16 protein-coding genes and 1 pseudogene are annotated in these 18,753 nt (G+C 70.1%); 4 read left to right on the top strand and 13 right to left on the bottom strand.

Translation table 11 applies throughout. The features are described 5' to 3' along the window. Positions 1-15: 15 nt before the first annotated feature. From ACFY2A_RS11480 to ACFY2A_RS11465, 4 genes are all read right to left on the bottom strand, one after another. Positions 16-1,344 carry an enolase C-terminal domain-like protein gene (locus tag ACFY2A_RS11480; RefSeq protein ID WP_363920875.1) on the bottom strand — a complete coding sequence of 443 codons (1,329 nt, stop codon included), beginning with the start codon at positions 1,342-1,344 and terminating at the stop codon, positions 16-18. Positions 1,345-1,416: 72 nt separating this feature from the next. Further along, a complete protein-coding gene (locus ACFY2A_RS11475) occupies positions 1,417-2,460 on the bottom strand; it encodes an ABC transporter permease (protein ID WP_363920347.1) in 1,044 nt (347 codons plus the stop codon). Then, positions 2,453-3,994: a sugar ABC transporter ATP-binding protein gene (locus ACFY2A_RS11470; RefSeq protein WP_387170828.1), complete on the bottom strand. Its 1,542-nt coding sequence runs from the start codon at positions 3,992-3,994 to the stop codon at positions 2,453-2,455. Before ACFY2A_RS11470 ends, ACFY2A_RS11475 begins: the two co-directional genes overlap by 8 nt. Then, positions 3,991-5,058 carry a sugar ABC transporter substrate-binding protein gene (locus ACFY2A_RS11465; RefSeq protein ID WP_387170826.1) on the bottom strand — a complete coding sequence of 356 codons (1,068 nt, stop codon included), beginning with the start codon at positions 5,056-5,058 and terminating at the stop codon, positions 3,991-3,993. The genes ACFY2A_RS11470 and ACFY2A_RS11465 overlap by 4 nt, the downstream gene beginning before the upstream one ends. Positions 5,059-5,725: 667 nt before the next feature. Between ACFY2A_RS11465 and ACFY2A_RS11460 the strand changes: the two genes are divergently transcribed. Next, a complete protein-coding gene (locus ACFY2A_RS11460) occupies positions 5,726-6,187 on the top strand; it encodes a VOC family protein (RefSeq protein WP_387170824.1) in 462 nt (153 codons plus the stop codon). A 57-nt stretch (positions 6,188-6,244) separates the two neighbouring features. On the opposite strand, the pseudogene ACFY2A_RS11455 reads toward ACFY2A_RS11460, so the two are convergent. The 5 genes and pseudogenes from ACFY2A_RS11455 to ACFY2A_RS11435 all read right to left on the bottom strand — a co-directional run. Next, positions 6,245-6,643 (bottom strand): annotated as a pseudogene (locus tag ACFY2A_RS11455) (inositol monophosphatase family protein); the annotation flags it as partial. A gap of 109 nt (positions 6,644-6,752) precedes the next feature. Then, on the bottom strand, positions 6,753-7,901 hold the full coding sequence (locus ACFY2A_RS11450; RefSeq protein ID WP_363920337.1) for a serine hydrolase domain-containing protein: 1,149 nt from the start codon (positions 7,899-7,901) through the stop codon (positions 6,753-6,755). 4 nt (positions 7,902-7,905) lie between these two features. After that, the gene (locus ACFY2A_RS11445) at positions 7,906-8,733 is read right to left on the bottom strand and encodes a carbohydrate ABC transporter permease (RefSeq protein WP_210936882.1); all 828 of its coding nucleotides are present in this window, start codon (positions 8,731-8,733) and stop codon (positions 7,906-7,908) included. Further along, entirely contained in the window at positions 8,733-9,701 is a 969-nt protein-coding gene (locus ACFY2A_RS11440; RefSeq protein WP_363920334.1) for a sugar ABC transporter permease, read from the bottom strand. The genes ACFY2A_RS11445 and ACFY2A_RS11440 overlap by 1 nt, the downstream gene beginning before the upstream one ends. After that, the gene (locus tag ACFY2A_RS11435; RefSeq protein WP_387170821.1) at positions 9,698-11,059 is read right to left on the bottom strand and encodes an ABC transporter substrate-binding protein; all 1,362 of its coding nucleotides are present in this window, start codon (positions 11,057-11,059) and stop codon (positions 9,698-9,700) included. Before ACFY2A_RS11435 ends, ACFY2A_RS11440 begins: the two co-directional genes overlap by 4 nt. Before the next feature lie 376 nt (positions 11,060-11,435). Between ACFY2A_RS11435 and ACFY2A_RS11430 the strand changes: the two genes are divergently transcribed. From ACFY2A_RS11430 to ACFY2A_RS11420, 3 genes are all read left to right on the top strand, one after another. Next, on the top strand, positions 11,436-12,461 hold the full coding sequence (locus ACFY2A_RS11430) for a LacI family DNA-binding transcriptional regulator (RefSeq protein WP_363920330.1): 1,026 nt from the start codon (positions 11,436-11,438) through the stop codon (positions 12,459-12,461). Between the two features lie 76 nt (positions 12,462-12,537). Further along, positions 12,538-13,485 carry a glycosyl hydrolase family 32 gene (locus ACFY2A_RS11425; RefSeq protein ID WP_387170818.1) on the top strand — a complete coding sequence of 316 codons (948 nt, stop codon included), beginning with the start codon at positions 12,538-12,540 and terminating at the stop codon, positions 13,483-13,485. 156 nt (positions 13,486-13,641) lie between these two features. Then, the gene (locus ACFY2A_RS11420; protein ID WP_387170816.1) at positions 13,642-14,838 is read left to right on the top strand and encodes an epoxide hydrolase family protein; all 1,197 of its coding nucleotides are present in this window, start codon (positions 13,642-13,644) and stop codon (positions 14,836-14,838) included. Between the two features lie 28 nt (positions 14,839-14,866). On the opposite strand, the gene ACFY2A_RS11415 is transcribed toward ACFY2A_RS11420, so the two are convergent. Genes ACFY2A_RS11415 through ACFY2A_RS11400 form a run of 4 tightly spaced genes read right to left on the bottom strand, consistent with a single transcriptional unit; the run spans position 14,867 to position 18,748 of the window. Then, positions 14,867-15,940, bottom strand: a complete 1,074-nt coding sequence (locus ACFY2A_RS11415) for an ABC transporter ATP-binding protein (RefSeq protein ID WP_387170814.1) — start codon at positions 15,938-15,940, stop codon at positions 14,867-14,869. Beyond that, entirely contained in the window at positions 15,937-16,920 is a 984-nt protein-coding gene (locus ACFY2A_RS11410) for an ABC transporter ATP-binding protein (protein ID WP_387170812.1), read from the bottom strand. The genes ACFY2A_RS11415 and ACFY2A_RS11410 overlap by 4 nt, the downstream gene beginning before the upstream one ends. Continuing rightward, complete coding sequence (locus ACFY2A_RS11405; RefSeq protein ID WP_387170810.1) at positions 16,917-17,807, bottom strand: ABC transporter permease; 891 nt, start codon at positions 17,805-17,807, stop codon at positions 16,917-16,919. The genes ACFY2A_RS11410 and ACFY2A_RS11405 overlap by 4 nt, the downstream gene beginning before the upstream one ends. Continuing rightward, positions 17,804-18,748 (bottom strand): ABC transporter permease, encoded by a 945-nt coding sequence (locus ACFY2A_RS11400; RefSeq protein ID WP_164447131.1) that lies wholly within the window; start codon positions 18,746-18,748, stop codon positions 17,804-17,806. Before ACFY2A_RS11400 ends, ACFY2A_RS11405 begins: the two co-directional genes overlap by 4 nt. Between the last annotated feature and the right edge of the window lie 5 nt (positions 18,749-18,753).

Below are 18,753 nucleotides of genomic sequence, written 5' to 3'. Positions count from 1 at the left end.
CGACCCAAATAGTGATCATGCCGTCGGCACTCCCGCCATCACCGGCGCGTCCGCCCACGCCGGGCCGCCCGGGAAGCGGTACTGCGCCAACGAGTCGGGCAGGATCCGGGCGCTCATGCCGGGCGCGTCGGGGGCGAGGTATCGTCCGCCGCTGACGCGTACCGGGTCGACGAAGTGCTCGTGCAGGTGATCGACGTACTCGATGGCCCGCCCCTCGGTGCTGCCGCTGATCGCGACGAAGTCGAACATGGCCAGATGCTGCACCAGCTCACACAGCCCCACTCCCCCGGCGTGCGGGCAGACCGGCACCCCGAACTTCGCGGCGAGCAACAGGATCGCCAGGTTCTCGTTGACTCCGGCGACGCGGCAGGCGTCGATCTGCACCACGTCGACGGCGTCAGCCTGGAGCAACTGCTTGAACATGACCGCGTTGTGCACGTGCTCGCCGGTGGCCACCTTGACCGGGGCGAGCGCCTTGCGTACGGCGCCGTGCCCGAGCACGTCGTCCGGCGAGGTCGGCTCCTCGATCCAGTACGGGTCGAACTCGGCCAGCTCCCGCATCCAGCGGATCGCCTCGGGCACGCCCCAGATCTGGTTCGCGTCGACCGCGATCCGGACGTCCGGCCCGACGGCCCGTCGGGCGATGCCCATCCGGCGTACGTCGTCGGTCAGGTTCCCGCCCACCTTGAGCTTGATCAGTCGGTAGCCGGCCTCGACCGCCTCCCGGCAGAGCCGGGCCAGTTTCTCGTCGTCGTAGCCCAGCCAGCCGGGGGTGGTGGTGTACGCCGGATAGCCCTCGGCCCGTAGCCGCCGCTCGCGCTCGGCCCGCCCGCCCTCGGCGGCCCGCAGCAACGCCACCGCCTCGTCCTCGGTGAGGGCGTCGCGCAGGTAACGGAAGTCGACCTGGGCGACCAACTGCTCCGGGGTGAGGTCGGCGAGCAGCTTCCACAACGGCTTCTCCGCCCGCCGGGCCGCGAGGTCCCACACCGCGTTGACGAGGCCACCGGCGGCCATGTGCACGACCCCCTTCTCCGGCCCGAGCCAGCGGATCTGGCTGTCGCCGACGAGCCGGCGGGCCAGCGCCCCCGGATCGGCGACCAACTCGTCGACCGGCTGGCCGACCACCATCGGGGCGAGTGCCTGCACCGCCGCGACCTGGAGGTCGGTGCCCCGGCCCACGGTGAAGACCAGCCCGTGTCCCTCGGCACCGGCCGATGTCCGCACGATGACGTACGCGGCCGAGTAGTCGGGGAACGGGTTCATCGCGTCCGACCCGTCGCGATGCCGGGACGTGGGGAACCGTACGTCGATGGTTTCTACGGACGAGATGCGCTCACTCACCAGTAACTCCTGAGGGTCGAGCAGGTGGGCCTGGTTGCCTGCCTCGCGATGGGTCCGACCGACGGGCGGGCCGCCTCACGTCTGCGCCTTGCCTCCGGTGATGCGGGAGACCACCAGGGCCACCAGGATGACGGTGCCGTTGAGGAAGTTCGTCCACTGCGCGGGCACCCCGGCCAGGGTCAACACGTTAATGATCATGAACAGCAGCAGGACGCCGGTGAAGGCGCCGAAGACGCTGCCCTTGCCGCCGTTGAGGCTGACGCCACCGATCACCGCCGCCGCGAAGACCTGGAAGATGGCGCCGCTGCCCTGGGCCGACGGCACCGCCGCCAGCCGGCCGCTGATCAGCAGACCGGCGAGCGCCGCGAGCACACTGGCCACGATGAGGGCCAGCCAGAGCACCCGGTCGGTACGGATACCCGCCGCCCGGGCCGCGTCGGCGTTGCCGCCGATCGCGTACAACGCCCGACCCGCCCGGGTGTAACCGAGAACGACGATCCCGGCGGCGAACAGCAGCAGTGACAGCCAGATCGAGGCCGGCACGCCGACCCAGGTGGCGGAGCCGAGATAGGTCATCGACTCGGGCAGCATGAAGAAGGTCTGACCACCGGAGATGCCGGTGAGCAGCCCACGCAGGACGATAAGCATGCCCAGCGTGACGACGAAGCCGTTGAGGCCGAAGCGGACGATGAGCAGCCCGTTGAAGGCGCCGACGAGGGCGCCGACGAGCAGCACCACCGGGACCGACCAGGCGTCCGGCAGCACGTCGAGACCGAGACCCCGGGTCAACGCGGGATCCACCACCAGCCAGGCGGCGATGCCCGGGGCGAGACCGAAGGTGGACTCCAGCGACAGGTCCATCTTGCCGGTGATCAGCACGATGGTCTGGGCGAGGACCACGATGGCGATCTCCGACATGCTCTGCAGCACGTTGATGATGTTGTCGGTGCTGAGGAAGACCGGGCTGACGATGGACCCGACGATCGCGACCGCGATGATCGCCGGCACCAGCGCCAGGTCACGTAGCCGGGCGATGGCCAGGCTCCGCGACGAGGAATCCCGGGTTGGCGGTGGCGGCGTGGCGGCCGGCCGCGCGGTGGTGGAGAGCGTCTCAGACATGGTGGAGATCCACCCCTTCCATGGCGGCTACCAGCTCGTTGTCGCTCCAGCCGTGGGCCGTCTCGCGGACGACCCGCCCCTGGAACATGACCAGTACGCGATCACAGATCCGCAGGTCGTCGAGTTCGTCGGAGACGACAAGCACACTGGTACCGCGACGGCGTACCTCCTCGACGACACCGAGCAGGGTCTGCTTGGAGCGCACGTCCACCCCGGCGGTCGGGGTGATCAGGACCAGCAGCTTCGGATCGCTGGCCAGCGCCCGGCCCATCACCACCTTCTGCTGGTTGCCGCCGGACAGCTCGGAAACCGGAACCTGCGGCCCGGCCGCCTTGATCGCCAGGTCGGTGATGGTGTCCCGGGCCAGCGCGTCACGCCGGGCCGGCGAGATGAGGCCCCGCCGACCGATCCGGTCCGGCACGGTCATGGTGACGTTCTCGGCGATGGACAGCAGCGGCACCAGCCCTTCGCGGTGCCGGTCCTGCGGCACCAGCCCGACACCCGCGTCGAGGGCGTCGGGCACGCTGCCGGGCCGTAGCGCCCGCCCGTCGACGACGACCGTCCCGCCCGCCGGCCGGGCCAGGCCGACGATCGCCTCGGCGATCTCGACCTTGCCGCTGCCACCGCCGCCCGCGATGCCCACCACCTCGCCCGCCCGGACCTCGACGGACAGCTCCGCGCCGGAGGCGGTGACCAGGTCGCGTACGGCGAGCAGCACCGGCGCGTCGGCGGGCAGCGACCGGTGGTCGGCCTCGGGCATGGTCACGTCCTCGCCGGTCATCGCGGCGACCAACGCCGGTCGGCTCAGCTGCGCCACCGGGGCGGTGACGATGTGCCGGGCGTCGCGGAAGACCGTCACCTGGTCGCAGATCTCGTAGATCTCCTGAAGGTGATGGCTGATGAACAGGAACGTCACGCCCTGCGCCCGCAGCTCCCGGATCCGGGCGAACAGACGGTTGATGCCCGCGGCGTCGAGTTGGGCGGTCGGTTCGTCGAGGATGATGAACCGGGCACCGAAGGAGAGCGCCCGGGCGATCTCGACGAACTGCCGCTGCTCGACGGAGAGCGTCGATGCGGGCTGACGTACGTCGACCTCCACCGACCACTCCGCCAGCAACTCCTCCGCCGCCCGACGCAGCCGCGACCAGCGGATCAACCCGGCCCGACCGCGGGCGTGCCGGTTGAGGAACAGGTTCTCCGCGACGGTGAGCGTGCCGATGATTGTGGACTTCTGGTAGACGCAGGCCACCCGCTTGCGCCAGGCGTCGCGGTCGCCCAGCGGCGGTGCCGGACGCCCGTCGAAGGCCACCGCGCCGTCGTCGGCGGCCTGCAACCCGGTGAGGATGCTGACCAGGGTGGACTTGCCGGCGCCGTTGCGCCCCACCAGAGCGTGGGTCTCGCCACGGCGGACCACGATCCCCGCGTCGGCCAGGGCCACCGTCGACCCGAACCGTTTGGTGATGTTCACGGCCTCCACGACGGGCTGGTCGGCACCGACCAGCCCGTCGGTCGGCCCGTGCGGGACGACGCTCATGGGTTGTTGCCCCACAGGGACGGGTCGTCGAACTTCAGGGTGGGCTCTCCCGCGATCGGCGCACCGTCCGACGTCACCAGCGGTGCCGGCAGTTGGTCCTCCAGCAGGCCGTCGCGCACCTGGATGATGTTGCTGCCGTGCTCGGTCGGGCCGGGTTGGAAGGTCTTGCCCTCGATCGCCGCCTGCACGTACTCCAGCCCGTACCTGGCGTAGAGGTCGGCCGGCTGGCTGACGGTGGCGTCGATCAGACCCTCACCGATGTTCTTCAGCTCCTCGGGGATGCCGTCGTTGGAGACCACGAAGACGTGCTTCGGGTCGCTCGGCGGCACCTGGAGACCCCGCTGCTTGAGGATCTGGAGGGTCCCGGACAGGGCGAAGGAGGACTGCATGTAGATGCCCTTGACGTCCGGGTCGGAGGCGAACCGGGTCTGTAGCTTCGACGCCGCCACGTCGGCCTTCCAGTCGGTGGCCTCGCCGAAGACGGTGATCTCGGGGAACTGCTGCTGCATGCACTCGTTGAATGCCTCGGTGCGGTCCCGGCCGTTGATCGAGTCGAGGCCGCCCTGGAGCATCACGACCTTGCCCTTGCCGCCGAGCTTGGTACCGAGGAACTGGCACGCCTTGATGCCGTAGGCCCGGTTGTCGGCACGGACGACCATGAACACGTTGCCGGTGTCCGGCCGGGTGTCGATGGTGACCACCGGGATCTTCCTGCTGTCCAGTTGGGACAGGGTCGGCGCGATGGCGGCGGTGTCCTGCGGTGCCATCACCACACCCTTGACGCCCTGACTGATGAAGGTCTGGGTGTTCGAGATCAGGTTGGCGATGTCGTTCTGCGAGTTGGTGGTCTTGACCTCGACACCCAGCTCGTCGGCGAACTGCGGGACGTACTTGATGTAGGAGTTCCAGAAGTCCGTGTCGGAGCGGGGGTAGTCGACCCCGATGACCTGGGAGCCGCCCGATCCGGTCCCGTCGGCCGTGCCGTCACCACAGCCGGCCGCGAAGGTGGCCGACGCACCGAGCAGCAGCGTCAGCCCCACGCTCGTCAGTGCCCTGTTCTTCATTGTCGTTCCTCCATATCCAGGCGTCACCCCACGTGCTCGCCCTGGCCGGGTCGGGCCGTGACGAAGCACGTGTCGGACGTGACGTGCGAAGGGTTCATGCCGAGCCGATGATCCACAGCAGATTCGTGCTGCCGTCCGGTTGGCGATTCGGTACCGCCGGTTCGCCCTGCTCGGTGATCTGCCACTGTCGGTGTCGCTGCCCATTTCACAGGGGAACGGGACATGGCGATCCCTCCAGAACACGATGGCGGGGCGGTGGACCACGTGGCTCAGACATCAGACGTTAGGGGTTACAGACATGTGACGTCAACGGCCAAGATTCCGTCATAGCGCCACAAGAGAGCGCTCGGAGCGCAGCAGACATCAGATGCGTTGCGACGAAGAGCCTGCGGGCGGCAGCTGACGCGACCGGCGACAACCCGCGAGGCGGGGACATCGGGCCGGCAATGTTGGCGATCACATCAGCGCGGCTGTGTCTGTCCCTCCTGGTGCGGAGGTGCCATGTGCGAACGCTAACATCGATGGCGATGACATTGCTAGCTTGTTTCGGACGCGATCAGGAGAATCTGAGCTGTCAGCGGTACCGCCGGACACCGTGGTCGCGCCAAATGTGTCAGCCCTGTCTGCCAGGGTGGTGGCCTGGACGCGAACCGATTGGAGCAACCCGATGAGCCGCCACATCCAGGTCACCTTCGACGCCCACGACCCGACGGCGTTGTCGACGTTCTGGCGTGACGTGCTGGGCTACGTGCATCCCGGCCCGCCCGGAGTCGACCTGCCCGAGGGCGCCGACCCGTTGGCCGCGTGGGACGACTTCCTCGCCCGGATCGGCGTACCGCCCGAGCAGCGCAACACCCGGTCGGCAATCGAGGACCCGGAGGGGCACGGTCCACGGCTGTTCTTCCAGCAGGTCCCGGAGGACAAGACCGTCAAGAACCGGGTGCACCTCGACGTGCGGGCCGCGCCCGGGCTCACCGGAGCGGAACGGATGGCGGCCTTGCAGTCCGAGTGTGATCGGCTTGTCGCGTTGGGCGCCACCCAGGTACGCCGGGTCGAGCCCGCACCACCGCTTGAGGCGGGCTTCATCGTGCTGACCGACCCCGAGGGCAACGAGTTCTGCCTCGACTGACGGGGCTTGCGACGATTCCGGGTGCTACGCCGAATCCCGTTGCGCCGCGATGAACGCCAACAGCTCGGCGTGCGTACCCGTGTCGGCCGCCGCGACGAGCCCGTCGGTCCAGAAGACCTCCTGCGCGAACGGGTCCACGGCGGCCGCCACCGCGACCTCCGTGCCGACCCGCAGGGCCACGTTCACCGAGACCAGCGTGGTGTGTACGGCGAAGTTCAGCGTCCCGCAGAGCGGATCGACAAGCCAGACGCGCCCGTCCCCGACGGAGCCGCTCCGTCCGCTCTCCTCGGCCAACACGACGTCGTCGGGTCGCGCGGACCGCAGCACGCCGAGGATGGCCTGCTCCGCCTCGATGTCGGCGGTGGTGGCGAAGTCCCAACCCGACTTCGCGAACTGTGCCACCGCTGTGCCGTGGTGCGAGCGCACCACCTCGGCACCGGCCTGCGCCGCCCGGATCGCGAGATCAGCATCGACAGGCGACGTCCGACCACCGTACGTCGGTCCCGGTCGCGGGTGTGCCCCGGCCCAGTCGAGCGGGTGCGCCGGGGCCACCCGCGTCGGTCACCTATCGCCCGAGGCAGTCCCGGAGCGCTGCGGAGAGCAGGTTGGCCCGCTCGTCGTCGAAGCCGCCCATCTGGTTGACGACGTAACCGAAGCCGACCTGGTGGGTGTCGTCGCCGAAGGCCAGGTGCCCGCCCGCACCGTCGTGGCCGAAGCTGCGCGCGCCGACCATCGGGCGTGGTTCCGAGTGCACCAGGAAACCGGTACCCCAGCGGTGTCCCGCATCGGGGAGCCCGTAGACCTGTTGTCCGCTGACCTGGACCGTGACGGCGTCATCGACGGATGCGGGGCTGAGCAGCCGCGCACCGGCCACCTCGGAGACGCAGGCGGCGTAGAGCCGGGCCAGGCTCTCGGCCGTGCTGACCGCGCCCGCGCCCGGGATCTGTGCGGCCTGTATGGCTGGGTCGTTGAAGCTGACCAGGCCGTTCTCGTCGGCCGGAAAGGCGAAGGCACCGCCCATGGTGATGCCGCGCTCGGCGACCGGATCGCCGGCCGGGACGGGCTCGCCGATCGGCGCCAGCATCCAGGCGACCGCGTCCCGCTCGGCGGCCGGCAGGCCGATCCAGGTACGCAGGCCGAGCGGCTCGCCGAGGGCCCGGGCGAAGTAGACACCTGGCAGCTCACCGGTGATCCGCCGGATCACCTCGCCGATCAGCCAGCCGTAGGTGATCGCATGGTAGCTGTGCGCCGTGCCCGGCTTCCACAGTGGGGCCTGTGCCTCGATCGCCTTGATCACCGGATCCCAGGCGAGCACCTCTTCGCGGGAGAAGGGCTGATCCAGCGCCGGCAGGCCAGCCTGGTGGGTGAGCAGCCACCGGACCGGGATCTCCGCCTTGCCGTGCTGACCGAACTCCGGCCAGTAGCGGGTGACCGGAGCGTCGAGATCCAACCGCCCCTCCTGCACCAGCAGGTACGCGCAGATCGCCATGATCCCCTTGGTGCAGGAGAAGACGACGGCGGGCGTGTCCGCGGCCCAGGGGCGCCCCGACCGGGTGTCGGCCAGCCCACCGTGCAGGTCGACGACCTTACGGCCGCGCAGGTAGACGGCGACCGCGGCGCCCACCTCCTGCCGGTGGGCGAAGTTGTCCCGAAACACGTCGGCGACCCGGCCGAAGCCCTCGTCGACGTCACCGTGGATCTGGGTGTCGCTCAACCCGCTATCCCTTCACGGAGCCCTGAAGCAGGGCCTTGATGAACTGTCGCTGGAAGATCAGGAACACGATGAGGGTAGGCGTGAGGATGAGCAGTGAGCCAGCGCAGAGCAGCACCAGATCGGTTCCCCACTGCCCCTGGAAGGCGCCGAGAGCGCCGGCCATGGTCCGCTTCGTCGCATCGTCGACGAGCACGATGGCGAGCAGGAACTGGTTCCAGGTCCACAGGAACAACAGAATGGTCAGCGAGGCGATCGCCGGCCGGGCCAGCGGCACGTGGACCCGCCAGAACAGCTGCCAGGTGTTGCTGCCGTCCACCCGCGCCGCCTCGGACAGTTCCCGGGGCACGTTTATGAAGTGGGCACGCATCCAGAAGACCGCGAACGGCATGTAGAGGCCGATCAACGGCAGGACGATCGCCCATCGGGTGTTGAGCAGGCCCAGGTCCCGCATCTGGTAGTACAGCGGGGTGACCACCGCCTCGAAGGGCAGGGTCAGGCCGAGCAGCAGCAGCCCGAAGGCGAGGTGGCCACCGGGCACCCGCAGGTGACCGAGGCCGAAGCCGGCCATGGTCGCGATGAGTACGCCGACCGGCACCACTCCGGCCACGATCAGCGCACTCGACTTCAGCAGGGCGCCCATGTTCGCGGCGGTGAAGGCGTCGACGAAGTTGCCCCACTGCGGATCGGTGGGCCAGGCCAGGCCGGTGGGCACCGTACCGCGTGGTTGCAGGGCCGCCGACAGCATGCTCAGGAACGGCAGCAGGGTGACCACGACCAGCGCGATCAGGAAGATGCGTCCGGTCAGCCGCTCGCTGCGGGTGGTCAGGTTCATCACTTCTCTCCCCGGGTCAGCCGCTGGATCGGCAGTACGCACACCAGCACCAGCGCCATCAGCACCACCGCGAGGGCCGAGGCGAGGCCGACCTGACGCTGGGAGAAGGCGAGCCGATAGATCTCCAGGCCGGGCACGGTGGTCTGGATCCCCGGGCCACCGCTTGTGGAGATGTAGACGATGTCGAAGCTGGCCAGCGCCGCGATGATGGTCACGGTCAGGCAGATCCCGATCTCCTGGCGCAGGCTGGGCAGGGTGACCGCGAAGAACTCACGCACCGGGCCGGCACCGTCGATGCGGGCGGCCTCGTAGAGCGAAGGGTCGATCTTGCTCATTCCGGTGATCAGCAGGATCGTGCAGAGGCCGAGCATGACCCAGGTGCCGATCACGCCCACCGCCGGCAGCGCGGTGTTGAACTCGCCGAGCCAGGCCCGGGTGACGCCGTCCAGCCCGACAGCCCGCAGCGCCTGGTTGACCAGGCCGTTTGTGGAGAGCACCCAACTCCAGGCGATGCCGGCCGCGACGAGCGGGATCACCTGGGGCAGGAACAGCACGGTCCGGACCATGGTGCCGGCCGGCCCGGTGGTGATCCGCCGGACCAGGCTGGCCACCAGCAGGCCGAGCAGGACCGGGATGAAGCTGAAGAAGATGATCAGAATGAACGCGTTCGAGATGATCTTCAGCAGGTCCCGGTCGGTGAAGACCGTGAGGTAGTTGTCCAGCCCCGCCCAGCGGGCCGCACCGATGCCGTTCCAGTGGTACAGCGAGTACTGCATGGTCAGCACGAGCGGACGCAGCACGAAGATGCCGTACATGATCAGTGCGGGCAGGACCCAGAGCCAGCCGGACCACCGGACCGTGCGGCCCCACCGCTTCCGGTGGGGCCGCGCGGGTGACCGGGTGTCCCCCCGGCCGGGTCGGGACGCGGTGTCCGACCCGGCCGAGGCGCTGCCGAGGGCAGACGTCATCGGGACAGTTCCTTCTCGTACTCGGCCTGGACCGCCTTCACGTACCCCTCCGGGGTCTGCTGGCCGGCGATCAGCTTCTGCATCTCGGGGGTGATGGCCGCGGCGAAGATGCCGCCGGTGGCGTTCGCGGTGAAGTCGACCGCGCCGTTGTCCGCTCCGAGCTGCTGCGACGCCTTGAGCGTCTCAGCCAGCACGGTCCCCTCCGACACCGGCGGCAGGGCCAGGTCGGCGGGGCCGCCCGGGTGCGAACCACCGATGGTGACCGAGATCTCCCGGGCCTTGTCGTTGGTGTGCACCCAGTTGAGGAAGAAGGCGGCGGCGTCCGGGTTCTTGGCCTTGGCACCGACGCCGAACGTGTTCGGCGCGGACATCGCGACCCGCTTGGCGTCGGCGGTCTCACCCGGGAAGAGGAAGAAGCCGACCTCGCCGGCCATGTTCTTGTCCAGGTTCCCCGACTCCCAGTCGCCGTTGAACATGAACAGGCCGTTGCCCTTCTGGAACTCGCCCATCATCGCCGTGTAGTCGATGGCGTTTGCGTCCTTCGGGAAGTAGCCGGCCTCGGCCCACTTCTGGATGGTCTGGGTGGCCTTCAGCGCCGCCGGCGTGTCGAAGGTCGCGCCCGGCTTCTGGAAGATCCAGTCGGCGATGGCGGTCGGGTCGCCGTACTGGTTCTGGAGTGCCTGATGGGGGAAGTTGATGCCGGCGGTGTTCTTGTTGAACTGCATGATCGGCAGCAGGTTGGCCGCCTTCGCCTTGGCCAGCAGTTCCTCGAACTCGGCGATGGTGGCCGGCGGCTGGGTCATGCCGACCTGCTCGGCCTGCTTCTTGTTGTAGAAGACGCCGGTCACGCTGTAGCCCAGGCCCATGCCGTACAGCGAGCCGCTGCCGCGCACCGCGCCGCCGTCGGACAGGCGCAGCTGGACCAGCGACGAGGCGGGGAACTTGTCCCAGCCGTACGCGTCGAAGTACGGGTCCAGGTTCTTCAGCAGCCCGTCCTTGACCAGGTCGACCATGGTGGGCAGCCGGATGACGTCCGGCGCGTTGTCCGAGGCGAGCACCCGGGGCGCGTTCTCCGTGATCACGGTGAACTGGTCCTCGCGGACGTTGAACGTGACGTTCGGGTGCTGCTTCGTGAACTCGTCCGCGAGGGCCTTGGCCAGCGGGAAGCCGGTCTCGGCGTACATTTCCAGGGTGATCGGGTCGCTACCCAGCTCGATGCTCACCGGAGCGTCGGAGTCCCCTGCGGGCGTCTCCTCCGAACCCGGTGCGCTACAGCCGGTGATGGCGATACTGACGCCCAGTAGCGGCACCAGCAGTGCCAACCGGCGTCGGGTGAATCTCGTCGAGAACTCCGGCACCTCATGCTCCTTGACTCATCCGCGCGCCGGACCGGTTGACGGCCGTCCGTGGCGACCGCCACGAGCCCGGCCCGCCGGCCACCACGTGTCGCACGTCGCGTGCCGAACTCCGGCTCGCGGCCCGCGGTACCCAATATGACGTCGGAAGACGCGAAGGCGTCCACCGCAGAGGCGAAACCACGTCGCTAAACTGATTTAGCAGAGCATGCGCGCGTCGCCGGGGACTGTCAAGGACGAGTTCGCAACGGTCTGGAAACAACTGGTTCACCGGCCGCCCAGCCAGGCCGGACACACCGCCGGTGACCACGGAATCGACTCGACCCATCATGATGGGACGACGGCGGCGTCGGGACGACCGCCGTGATCGGAGGACGCAATGGGCCGTGAGAGAGCGACACTGGCCGACGTGGCGCGACGGGCCGGTCTGTCCAAGACCGCCGCGTCGATGGTGCTGAACGGGCGCGAGGGCACCCGGCTCTCCGCCGAGGCGCACCAGCGGGTCTTCGCGGCCGCGGAGGAACTCGGCTACCGACCGAACGTGGCCGCCCGCAGCCTGCGGACCCGCAAGACCGCCACCATCGCGTTCGTCTCCGACATCGTCGCCACCACCCGCTTCGCCGGTGGCCTCATCCGCGGCGCGCTGGACGCCGCCCGCGAGCGCGACCACGTCCTGCTGATCACCGAGACGCAGGGCGACGCGACGTTCGAGCGGTACGCCATCGAGGCCATCCTCGACCGCCAGGTCGACGGCGTGATCTACGCGGCCATGGCGACCCGCCGGCTGGCGGTGCCGCCGGCCATCCTCGGCGGCTCGGTGGTGCTGCTCAACGCGACCAGTCCGGAGCCGTTGCCCTGCGTGCTGCCCGACGACGAGGGTGCCGGCGCGATGGTCGCCGAGACGCTGCTCGCGCAGGGCCACCGGGACCGGATCGCCCTGATCGGCCGCAACCGGCAGAAGGAACTCGACCCGGAGATCTCGCTGGCCGCCGATGCCCGGCTACGCGGCATCCGGAGCACCCTCGCCGCCGCCGGTGTCGCACTGCTCACCGAGGGCTTCTGCCCGGAGTGGCTGCCGGAGCACGGCTACGCGGCCATGCGTACGCTGCTGGACCGCCCGACCCGCCCCACCGCGGTGATCTGCATGAACGACCGGCTCGCCTTCGGCGCGTACCAGGCGCTCGGCGAGGCCGGCCTGAGCATTCCCGGCGACCTTTCGGTGATCTCCTTCGACGACGACCCGATCGCCGCGTGGCTGCGGCCGGGGCTGTCCACGGCGGCGCTGCCACACGAACAGATGGGCCGCCGTGCGGTGGAGGTGCTGCTCGACGGCGGTGACGGCGGCGCGTCGTTCGTCCCGATGCCGCTACGGCGGCGGCGGTCCGTGGCCACGCCCGCCGCCTGAGCCCAACCCGTCCCGCTGACTGCACAGGCCGCACCCGCGGTAGTCGCTAAACCGATTCACTGGTACGTTGCCGGCCATGCTTCGACTGCCCGACCACTGGGTGTGGGACAGCTGGTACGCCCAGGACGACGACGACAACTGGCACGCGTTCTTCCTGCGCGCCTCCCGGGCCCTGCTCGACCCGCACCGCCGCCACCGGCGCGCCTCGATCGGCCACGCGGTCTCCACCGACCTGCGCTCCTGGCAGCTGCGCGCCGACGCCCTCGTACCCGCCGACGGACCCGCCTGGGACGACCTGGCGACCTGGACCGGCTGCACGGTCCGCGGCCCGGACCAGCGGTGGTACCTCTTCTACACCGGGGTCGGCCGGGCCGAGGACGGCCTGGTCCAGCGCATCGGCCTGGCCGTCTCCGACGACCTGGTCAGCTGGCACCGGCACGGCGACACACCGCTACTGGAGGCCGACCCGACCTGGTACGAGCTGCTCGACCGTGAGGTGTGGTACGAGCAGGCCTGGCGCGACCCGTGGGTCTTCCCGGACCCCGACGGCGACGGTTGGCACATGCTGATCACCGCCCGCACCAACCAGGGACCGGGCGACGCGCGCGGCGTCGTCGGCCACGCGACCTCCCCGGACCTGGTGAACTGGACGGTCCAACCACCGCTGTCCACCCCGGCCGGCTTCGGTCACCTGGAGGTGCCGCAGGTCGCCGTCGTCGACGGGCAGCCGCTGCTGCTGTTCTGCACCAACACCTTCGCCGCCGGCCGGGAACCCGAGTCGCGGCTCTGGGTCGCCACCGGGCCCACCGTGCGCGGACCCTGGGACATCGCCGCCGCCCGGCCGATCACCCAACCGCACCTGTACGCACCCCGCCTGGTCCCCGACGGCGACGGCTGGTCCCTCATCGGCTTCGTCGAGCACGCCGACGGCGAGTTCGTCGGGGAAATCAGCGATCCCGTCCCGGTCCGCTACGACCCCGCCGTCGGCCTGGTCGCCCGGCACCCGGCACCCGTCGGTAGCTGAAGTGCCGGCGCCGCCTCCCACCGGGTTCGGGCAGAGGGGGCGCGCCGTCCACAAATCCTGTTCCGGTCCCAACGTCGTCACGCCGATGTGAGGATGAGCGCGTACGGGCACCGGCCGCGGCCGGTGCCGCTCGATCCGACCCGACAGGTGGTGAGCATGCCCCACGACAACGGAGTCCGACCCTTCCAGCTCGACACCCCGGAAGAGTCACTCACGGACCTGCGTCGCCGGATCACGGCCACCCGCTGGCCCACGAGAGAGCTGGTCGCCGACCGCTCTCAGGGCGTGCAGCTGACGACGATCCAGGAGTTGGCCCGTTACTGGGCCACCGAGCACGACTGGCGCGCAGGTGAGGCCAGGTTGAACGCGCTGCCGCAGTACACGACCGAGATCGACGGCGTCGAGATTCACTTCATCCACGTGCGGTCCCGGCACGAGGACGCGCTGCCCCTGATCATGACGCATGGCTGGCCAGGCTCGGTCGTCGAGCTACTCGGGGTGGTCGGCCCACTCACCGACCCGACGGCGCACGGCGGGCGGGCCGAGGACGCCTTCCACCTGGTGCTGCCGTCGCTGCCCGGCTACGGCCTCTCCGGTGAGCCGACGGTGCCCGGGTGGGACTCCGCCCGGATGGCAGGCGCGTGGGCACAGCTGATGGACCGGCTCGGCTACTCCCGCTACGTCGCGCAGGGCGGCGACGTGGGCGCCTCGGTCACAGACGCGATGGGCCGCCAGGCACCCGACGGGCTGGTCGGCATCCACGTCAACCTGCTCGCCGCGGCGATCGGTCTCAAGGATCAACTGCCGGCGAAGTCCGAACAGGAACGCATGGCGCACGCCGCGCTCACCACGTTCACCACTGACGGTTTCGGCTACTTCCTGGAACAGTCCACCCGACCGCAGACGATCGGCTACTCGCTGCTCGATTCACCAGTCGGGCTGGCGGCGTGGATGCTGGACCACGACACGGACAGCTACTACAAGATCTCCCGCGCGTTCGTCGACGGCGAGCCGGTGGGCGGGCTCACCCGGGACTCCGTCGTCGACAACATCACCCTCTACTGGCTCACCGGCACCGGTGCCTCCTCCGCCCGGTGGTACTGGGAGTTCGGACGATTCCAGGCGGCCGCCGACGCGGCCGGCCAGCCGCCGCCACCGGTCGCTGTCCCGGTCGCCTTCACGGCGTTCCCCGGCGAGATCTGGGCTGCCCCACGTAGCTGGGTCGAAACCGTCTACCCCGGCGTCGCGTACTTCAACGAGGTCGACCGTGGCGGCCACTTCGCGGCCTGGGAGGAGCCCGAACTCTTCTCCGCCGAGGTACGCGCCGCGTTCCGGCCGCTGCGGACGCCCTGAACCGCCGAACGCCGGCCGGGCACCGTGGTCACACCGCGCGCATGGCTCGCACGGCCTCCTTGGCGAACAGGCACGCCGCACGGTGGTCGGGGTCGACCTCGGCCAGCACCGGATCGGTCTCGGCGCACTCCGGCCGGGCCTGCGGGCAGCGGGTACGGAACCGGCAGCCGCCCGGAGGGTCCACCGGGCTGGGGATGTCACCGCTGAGGATGATCCGGCGGCGTTCCCGCTCGGCCTGCGGGTCGGCCACCGGCACCGCGGACAGCAGCGCCGCAGTGTACGGGTGGGCCGGATTCCGCCAGATCTGCGCCGGTGTGCCGCTCTCCACGATCCGCCCCAGGTACATCACCGCCATCCGGTCGCTCATGTGCTCCACGGCGGCCAGATCGTGGGCGATGAAGAGATAGGTCAGGCCCAGGTCCCGTTGCAGCCGGCGGAGCAGGTTCATGATCTGCGCCTGCACGCTCAGGTCGAGCGAGGCGATCGGTTCGTCCAGCACGATCAAGTCCGGTTCGCCGGCCAGGGCACGGGCGATGCCGACCCGCTGCCGCTGGCCGCCGGAGAGTTCGTGGGGATGCCGGTCGGCCAGGTCGCCGCGCAACCCGACCATGTCGAGCAGTTCGTCGACCCGGCGGCGACGGGCGGCACCGCCGTCGGTGAGTCGATGCACGATCAGCGGCTCGGCGATGCTCGCTCCGATGGTGAGCCGGGGATCCAGGGACGCCTGCGGGTCCTGGAACACCATGGCCACCCGACGACGCAGTGTACGTAGCCGCCGCCGGGACCACCGGGTGACGTCCTGGCCGGCGACCCGGACCGTACCGGAGGTGGGATCCACCAGCCGGAGCAGGGCGAGCCCGGCGGTGGTCTTGCCGCTGCCGGACTCGCCGACCAGCCCCAGCGTCTCCCCCCGCCGTACCCGTAACGACACGCCGTCGACGGCCCGCACGACACCGGCCGGCGTCGGGAACCACACCGCCAGATCGTCGAGTTCGGCCACCACCTCGCCCGGTTCCCGCTGCTTCGGCACCGCAGCGTGCGCCGTGCCGTCGGCCGGCACGACCGTACGGTGCTGATGATCCGCTCGCTGCCGCTCGCTCATCGGCGCTCCCCGTCGCTCGGCTGCGGGTAGAAGGTGCGGACCTGGTGGCCGGCCGAGACCGGTACCAGCGGCGGAAGTTCGTGCTCGCAGCGGGCGTCCCCCCGCACCGGGCAGCGGGGCCAGAACGCGCAGCCCGGCGGCAGTTCCAACGGGCTGGGCGGCGCACCGGCGATGGTGACCAGTTCAGCGCTGCCGGCCGCCGGGTCCGGACGGGCGGCCAGCAGGGCCTTGGTGTACGGGTGCGACGGGGCACCGAAGACGGCGTCGACCGGCCCCTGTTCGAGGATCCGGCCCCCGTACATGACCGCCACGGTGTCGGCGATGCCGGCGACCACACCGAGGTCGTGGGTGATCCAGACGACCGCGGTGCCGAGGCGCCGTTGCAGGTCGGCGACCAACTCGACGATCTGGGCCTGGGTGGTGACGTCGAGGGCGGTGGTCGGTTCGTCGGCGATCAGCAGGTCCGGCTCACAGGCCAGCGCCATGGCGATGACCACCCGCTGGCGCATGCCGCCGGAGAACTGGTGCGGGTACGCCTCCACCCGCTGCCCCGCCGACGGGATGCCGACCATGTCCAGCAGTTCGACGGCGCGGGACCGGGCGGCCCGCCGGGTCAGCCCGAGGTGTTCCTCGGCGGCCTCGGTGACCTGCCGGCCGACGGTGAGCACCGGGTTGAGCGAGGTCATCGGATCCTGGAAGACGAACCCGATGTGCCGCCCACGCAGTCGCCGACGGCGTTCCTCGGTCACCCCGGTGAGCTCCGTGTCGAGCAGGTGCACCCGCCCTGTCACCTGGGCGGTGCGCGGCGCCAGCCCGGTCGCGGCGAGCACGCTCATGCTCTTGCCGCTGCCGGACTCGCCGACCAGTGCCAGGGTCTCCCCCGGCCGCACCGACCAGTCGACGCCGGCGACGGCGCGGGCCGGACCACGCCGGGTGCCGATGGTGACGGTGAGGTCCTCGACGGCCAGTACCGGCTTCATGCGGTGCTCCTCCTGGCTTCGCTGACGGTGAGCTGGCGGGGATCCAGCACGTCCCGCAGCGCGTCACCGACCAGGTTGAACGCCAGGACGGTGAGGAAGATCGCCGCACCGGGGAAGAAGCCCAGCCACCAGGCATCGGTGACGAACCCGCGCCCGTCGAACAGCATCCGGCCCCAGGCCGGATCGGGCGGTTGGACGCCGAGGCCGAGGAATGACAGCGCCGCCTCGGAGAGGATCGCGAAGGCCAGCGAGAGCGACGTCTGCACGATCAGCGGTGCCGCGATGTTCGGCAACACGTGCCGACGCATGATCCGCAGGTCGGACGCGCCGACCGAGACCGCGGCCCGGACGAAGACCTGTTCCCGCACCGAGAGCACGCCGGCCCGGGTCACCCGGGCGAAGATCGGTGTGTAGACCACCCCGATCGCCACCATCGCGGTGACCAGTCCCGGGCCGAGCACCGCCACGATCGCCACCGCCAGCAGCAGCACCGGAAACGCGAACAGCACGTCCATGCAGCGCATCAGCACGTTGTCGAGCCAGCCTCGGTAGTAGCCGGCGAACAGCCCGAGGGTCGCCCCCACCACCAGTGCGATTCCGACGCTGACCAGGCCGACCTGCAACGACACCCGGGCGGCGACCATGACCCGGCTGAGCACGTCACGGCCCAGTTCGTCGGTGCCGAACGGGTGTGCCCAGCTCGGCGGCTCAAGCATCTGGTCGACGTTCACCTCGTTGATTCCCGACGGCGCCAGCCAGGAGCCGCCCACGCCCACCACGACCAGCACCACCAGCACCAGGCTGCCGGTCAGGGCCAGCGGATCGCGCCGCAGCACGGCGAGCACCCGACGCAGCTGACCCTCACGGTTGACCGTCTGCTCGCTCATTTGACCGTGATCCTCGGGTCGAGACGGGCGTAGAGAATGTCGACCAACAGGTTGACCAGGAGGAACAGCGCCGCCACCAGCAGCACCGCGCCCTGGAGGACCGGATAGTCCCGGGCCGCGACGGCGTCGTAGGTGAGCCGCCCGATGCCGGGCCAGGCGAACAGCACCTCGATCACGATCACCCCGCCGAGCAGGCTGGCCAACTGCACCGCCACCACGGTCACCACCGGAATGAGGGCGTTGCGCAGCACGTGCCGCAACACCACCACCCGGGTACGCAGACCCTTCGCCTCCGCGGTGCGCACGTAGTCCTCGGAGAGCACCTCCAGCATCGACGAGCGGATGAACCGGGTGAGGATCGAGGCGGTGACCAGACCGACCGTGGCGGCGGGCAGCGCCACGTGGGACGCCCAGCGCCCCGGATCCTCGGTGAGCGCGACGTACCCCGACGGTGGCAGCCACCCGAGCACCCCGGAGAAGAGCAGGATGCCCATGATCCCCATCCAGAAATCCGGCACCGAGACACCGAACTGGCTGAACACCCGGGCCGCGTGGTCGACAAGCGAGCCGCTGCGGATGGCCGAGACGATCCCCAGTGGAAAGGCGATCGCCATGGCGAACACCACCGCCGTGACCGCCAGCGACAGGGTCGCCGGCAGCCGCTCCAGCACGATCGCGGTGACCGGGCGTCCACTGCGGAAGCTGACCCCGAGGTCGCCGGTCAGCGCCCGCCGCAGGTAGTCGAAATACTGCACCACAAGTGGCTGGTCCAACCCCGCCCGGGCCCGCAGCGCCTCGTACGTCTGCGGGTCGAAGCGGGTGCCGAGGGCGACCCGGACGGGGTCACCCGGCACCAGTTGGAGCAGCAGGAACACCACGAGGGTCACGCCGAGCAGTACCACGGCCGACTGCAACAGCCGACGGATGACGAAGCGGGCCACCTGAG

Source organism: Micromonospora sp. NPDC000442 (assembly GCF_042898635.1).
Taxonomy (GTDB): domain Bacteria; phylum Actinomycetota; class Actinomycetes; order Mycobacteriales; family Micromonosporaceae; genus Micromonospora.
This window is presented reverse-complemented; position numbering and strand designations above follow the sequence as displayed.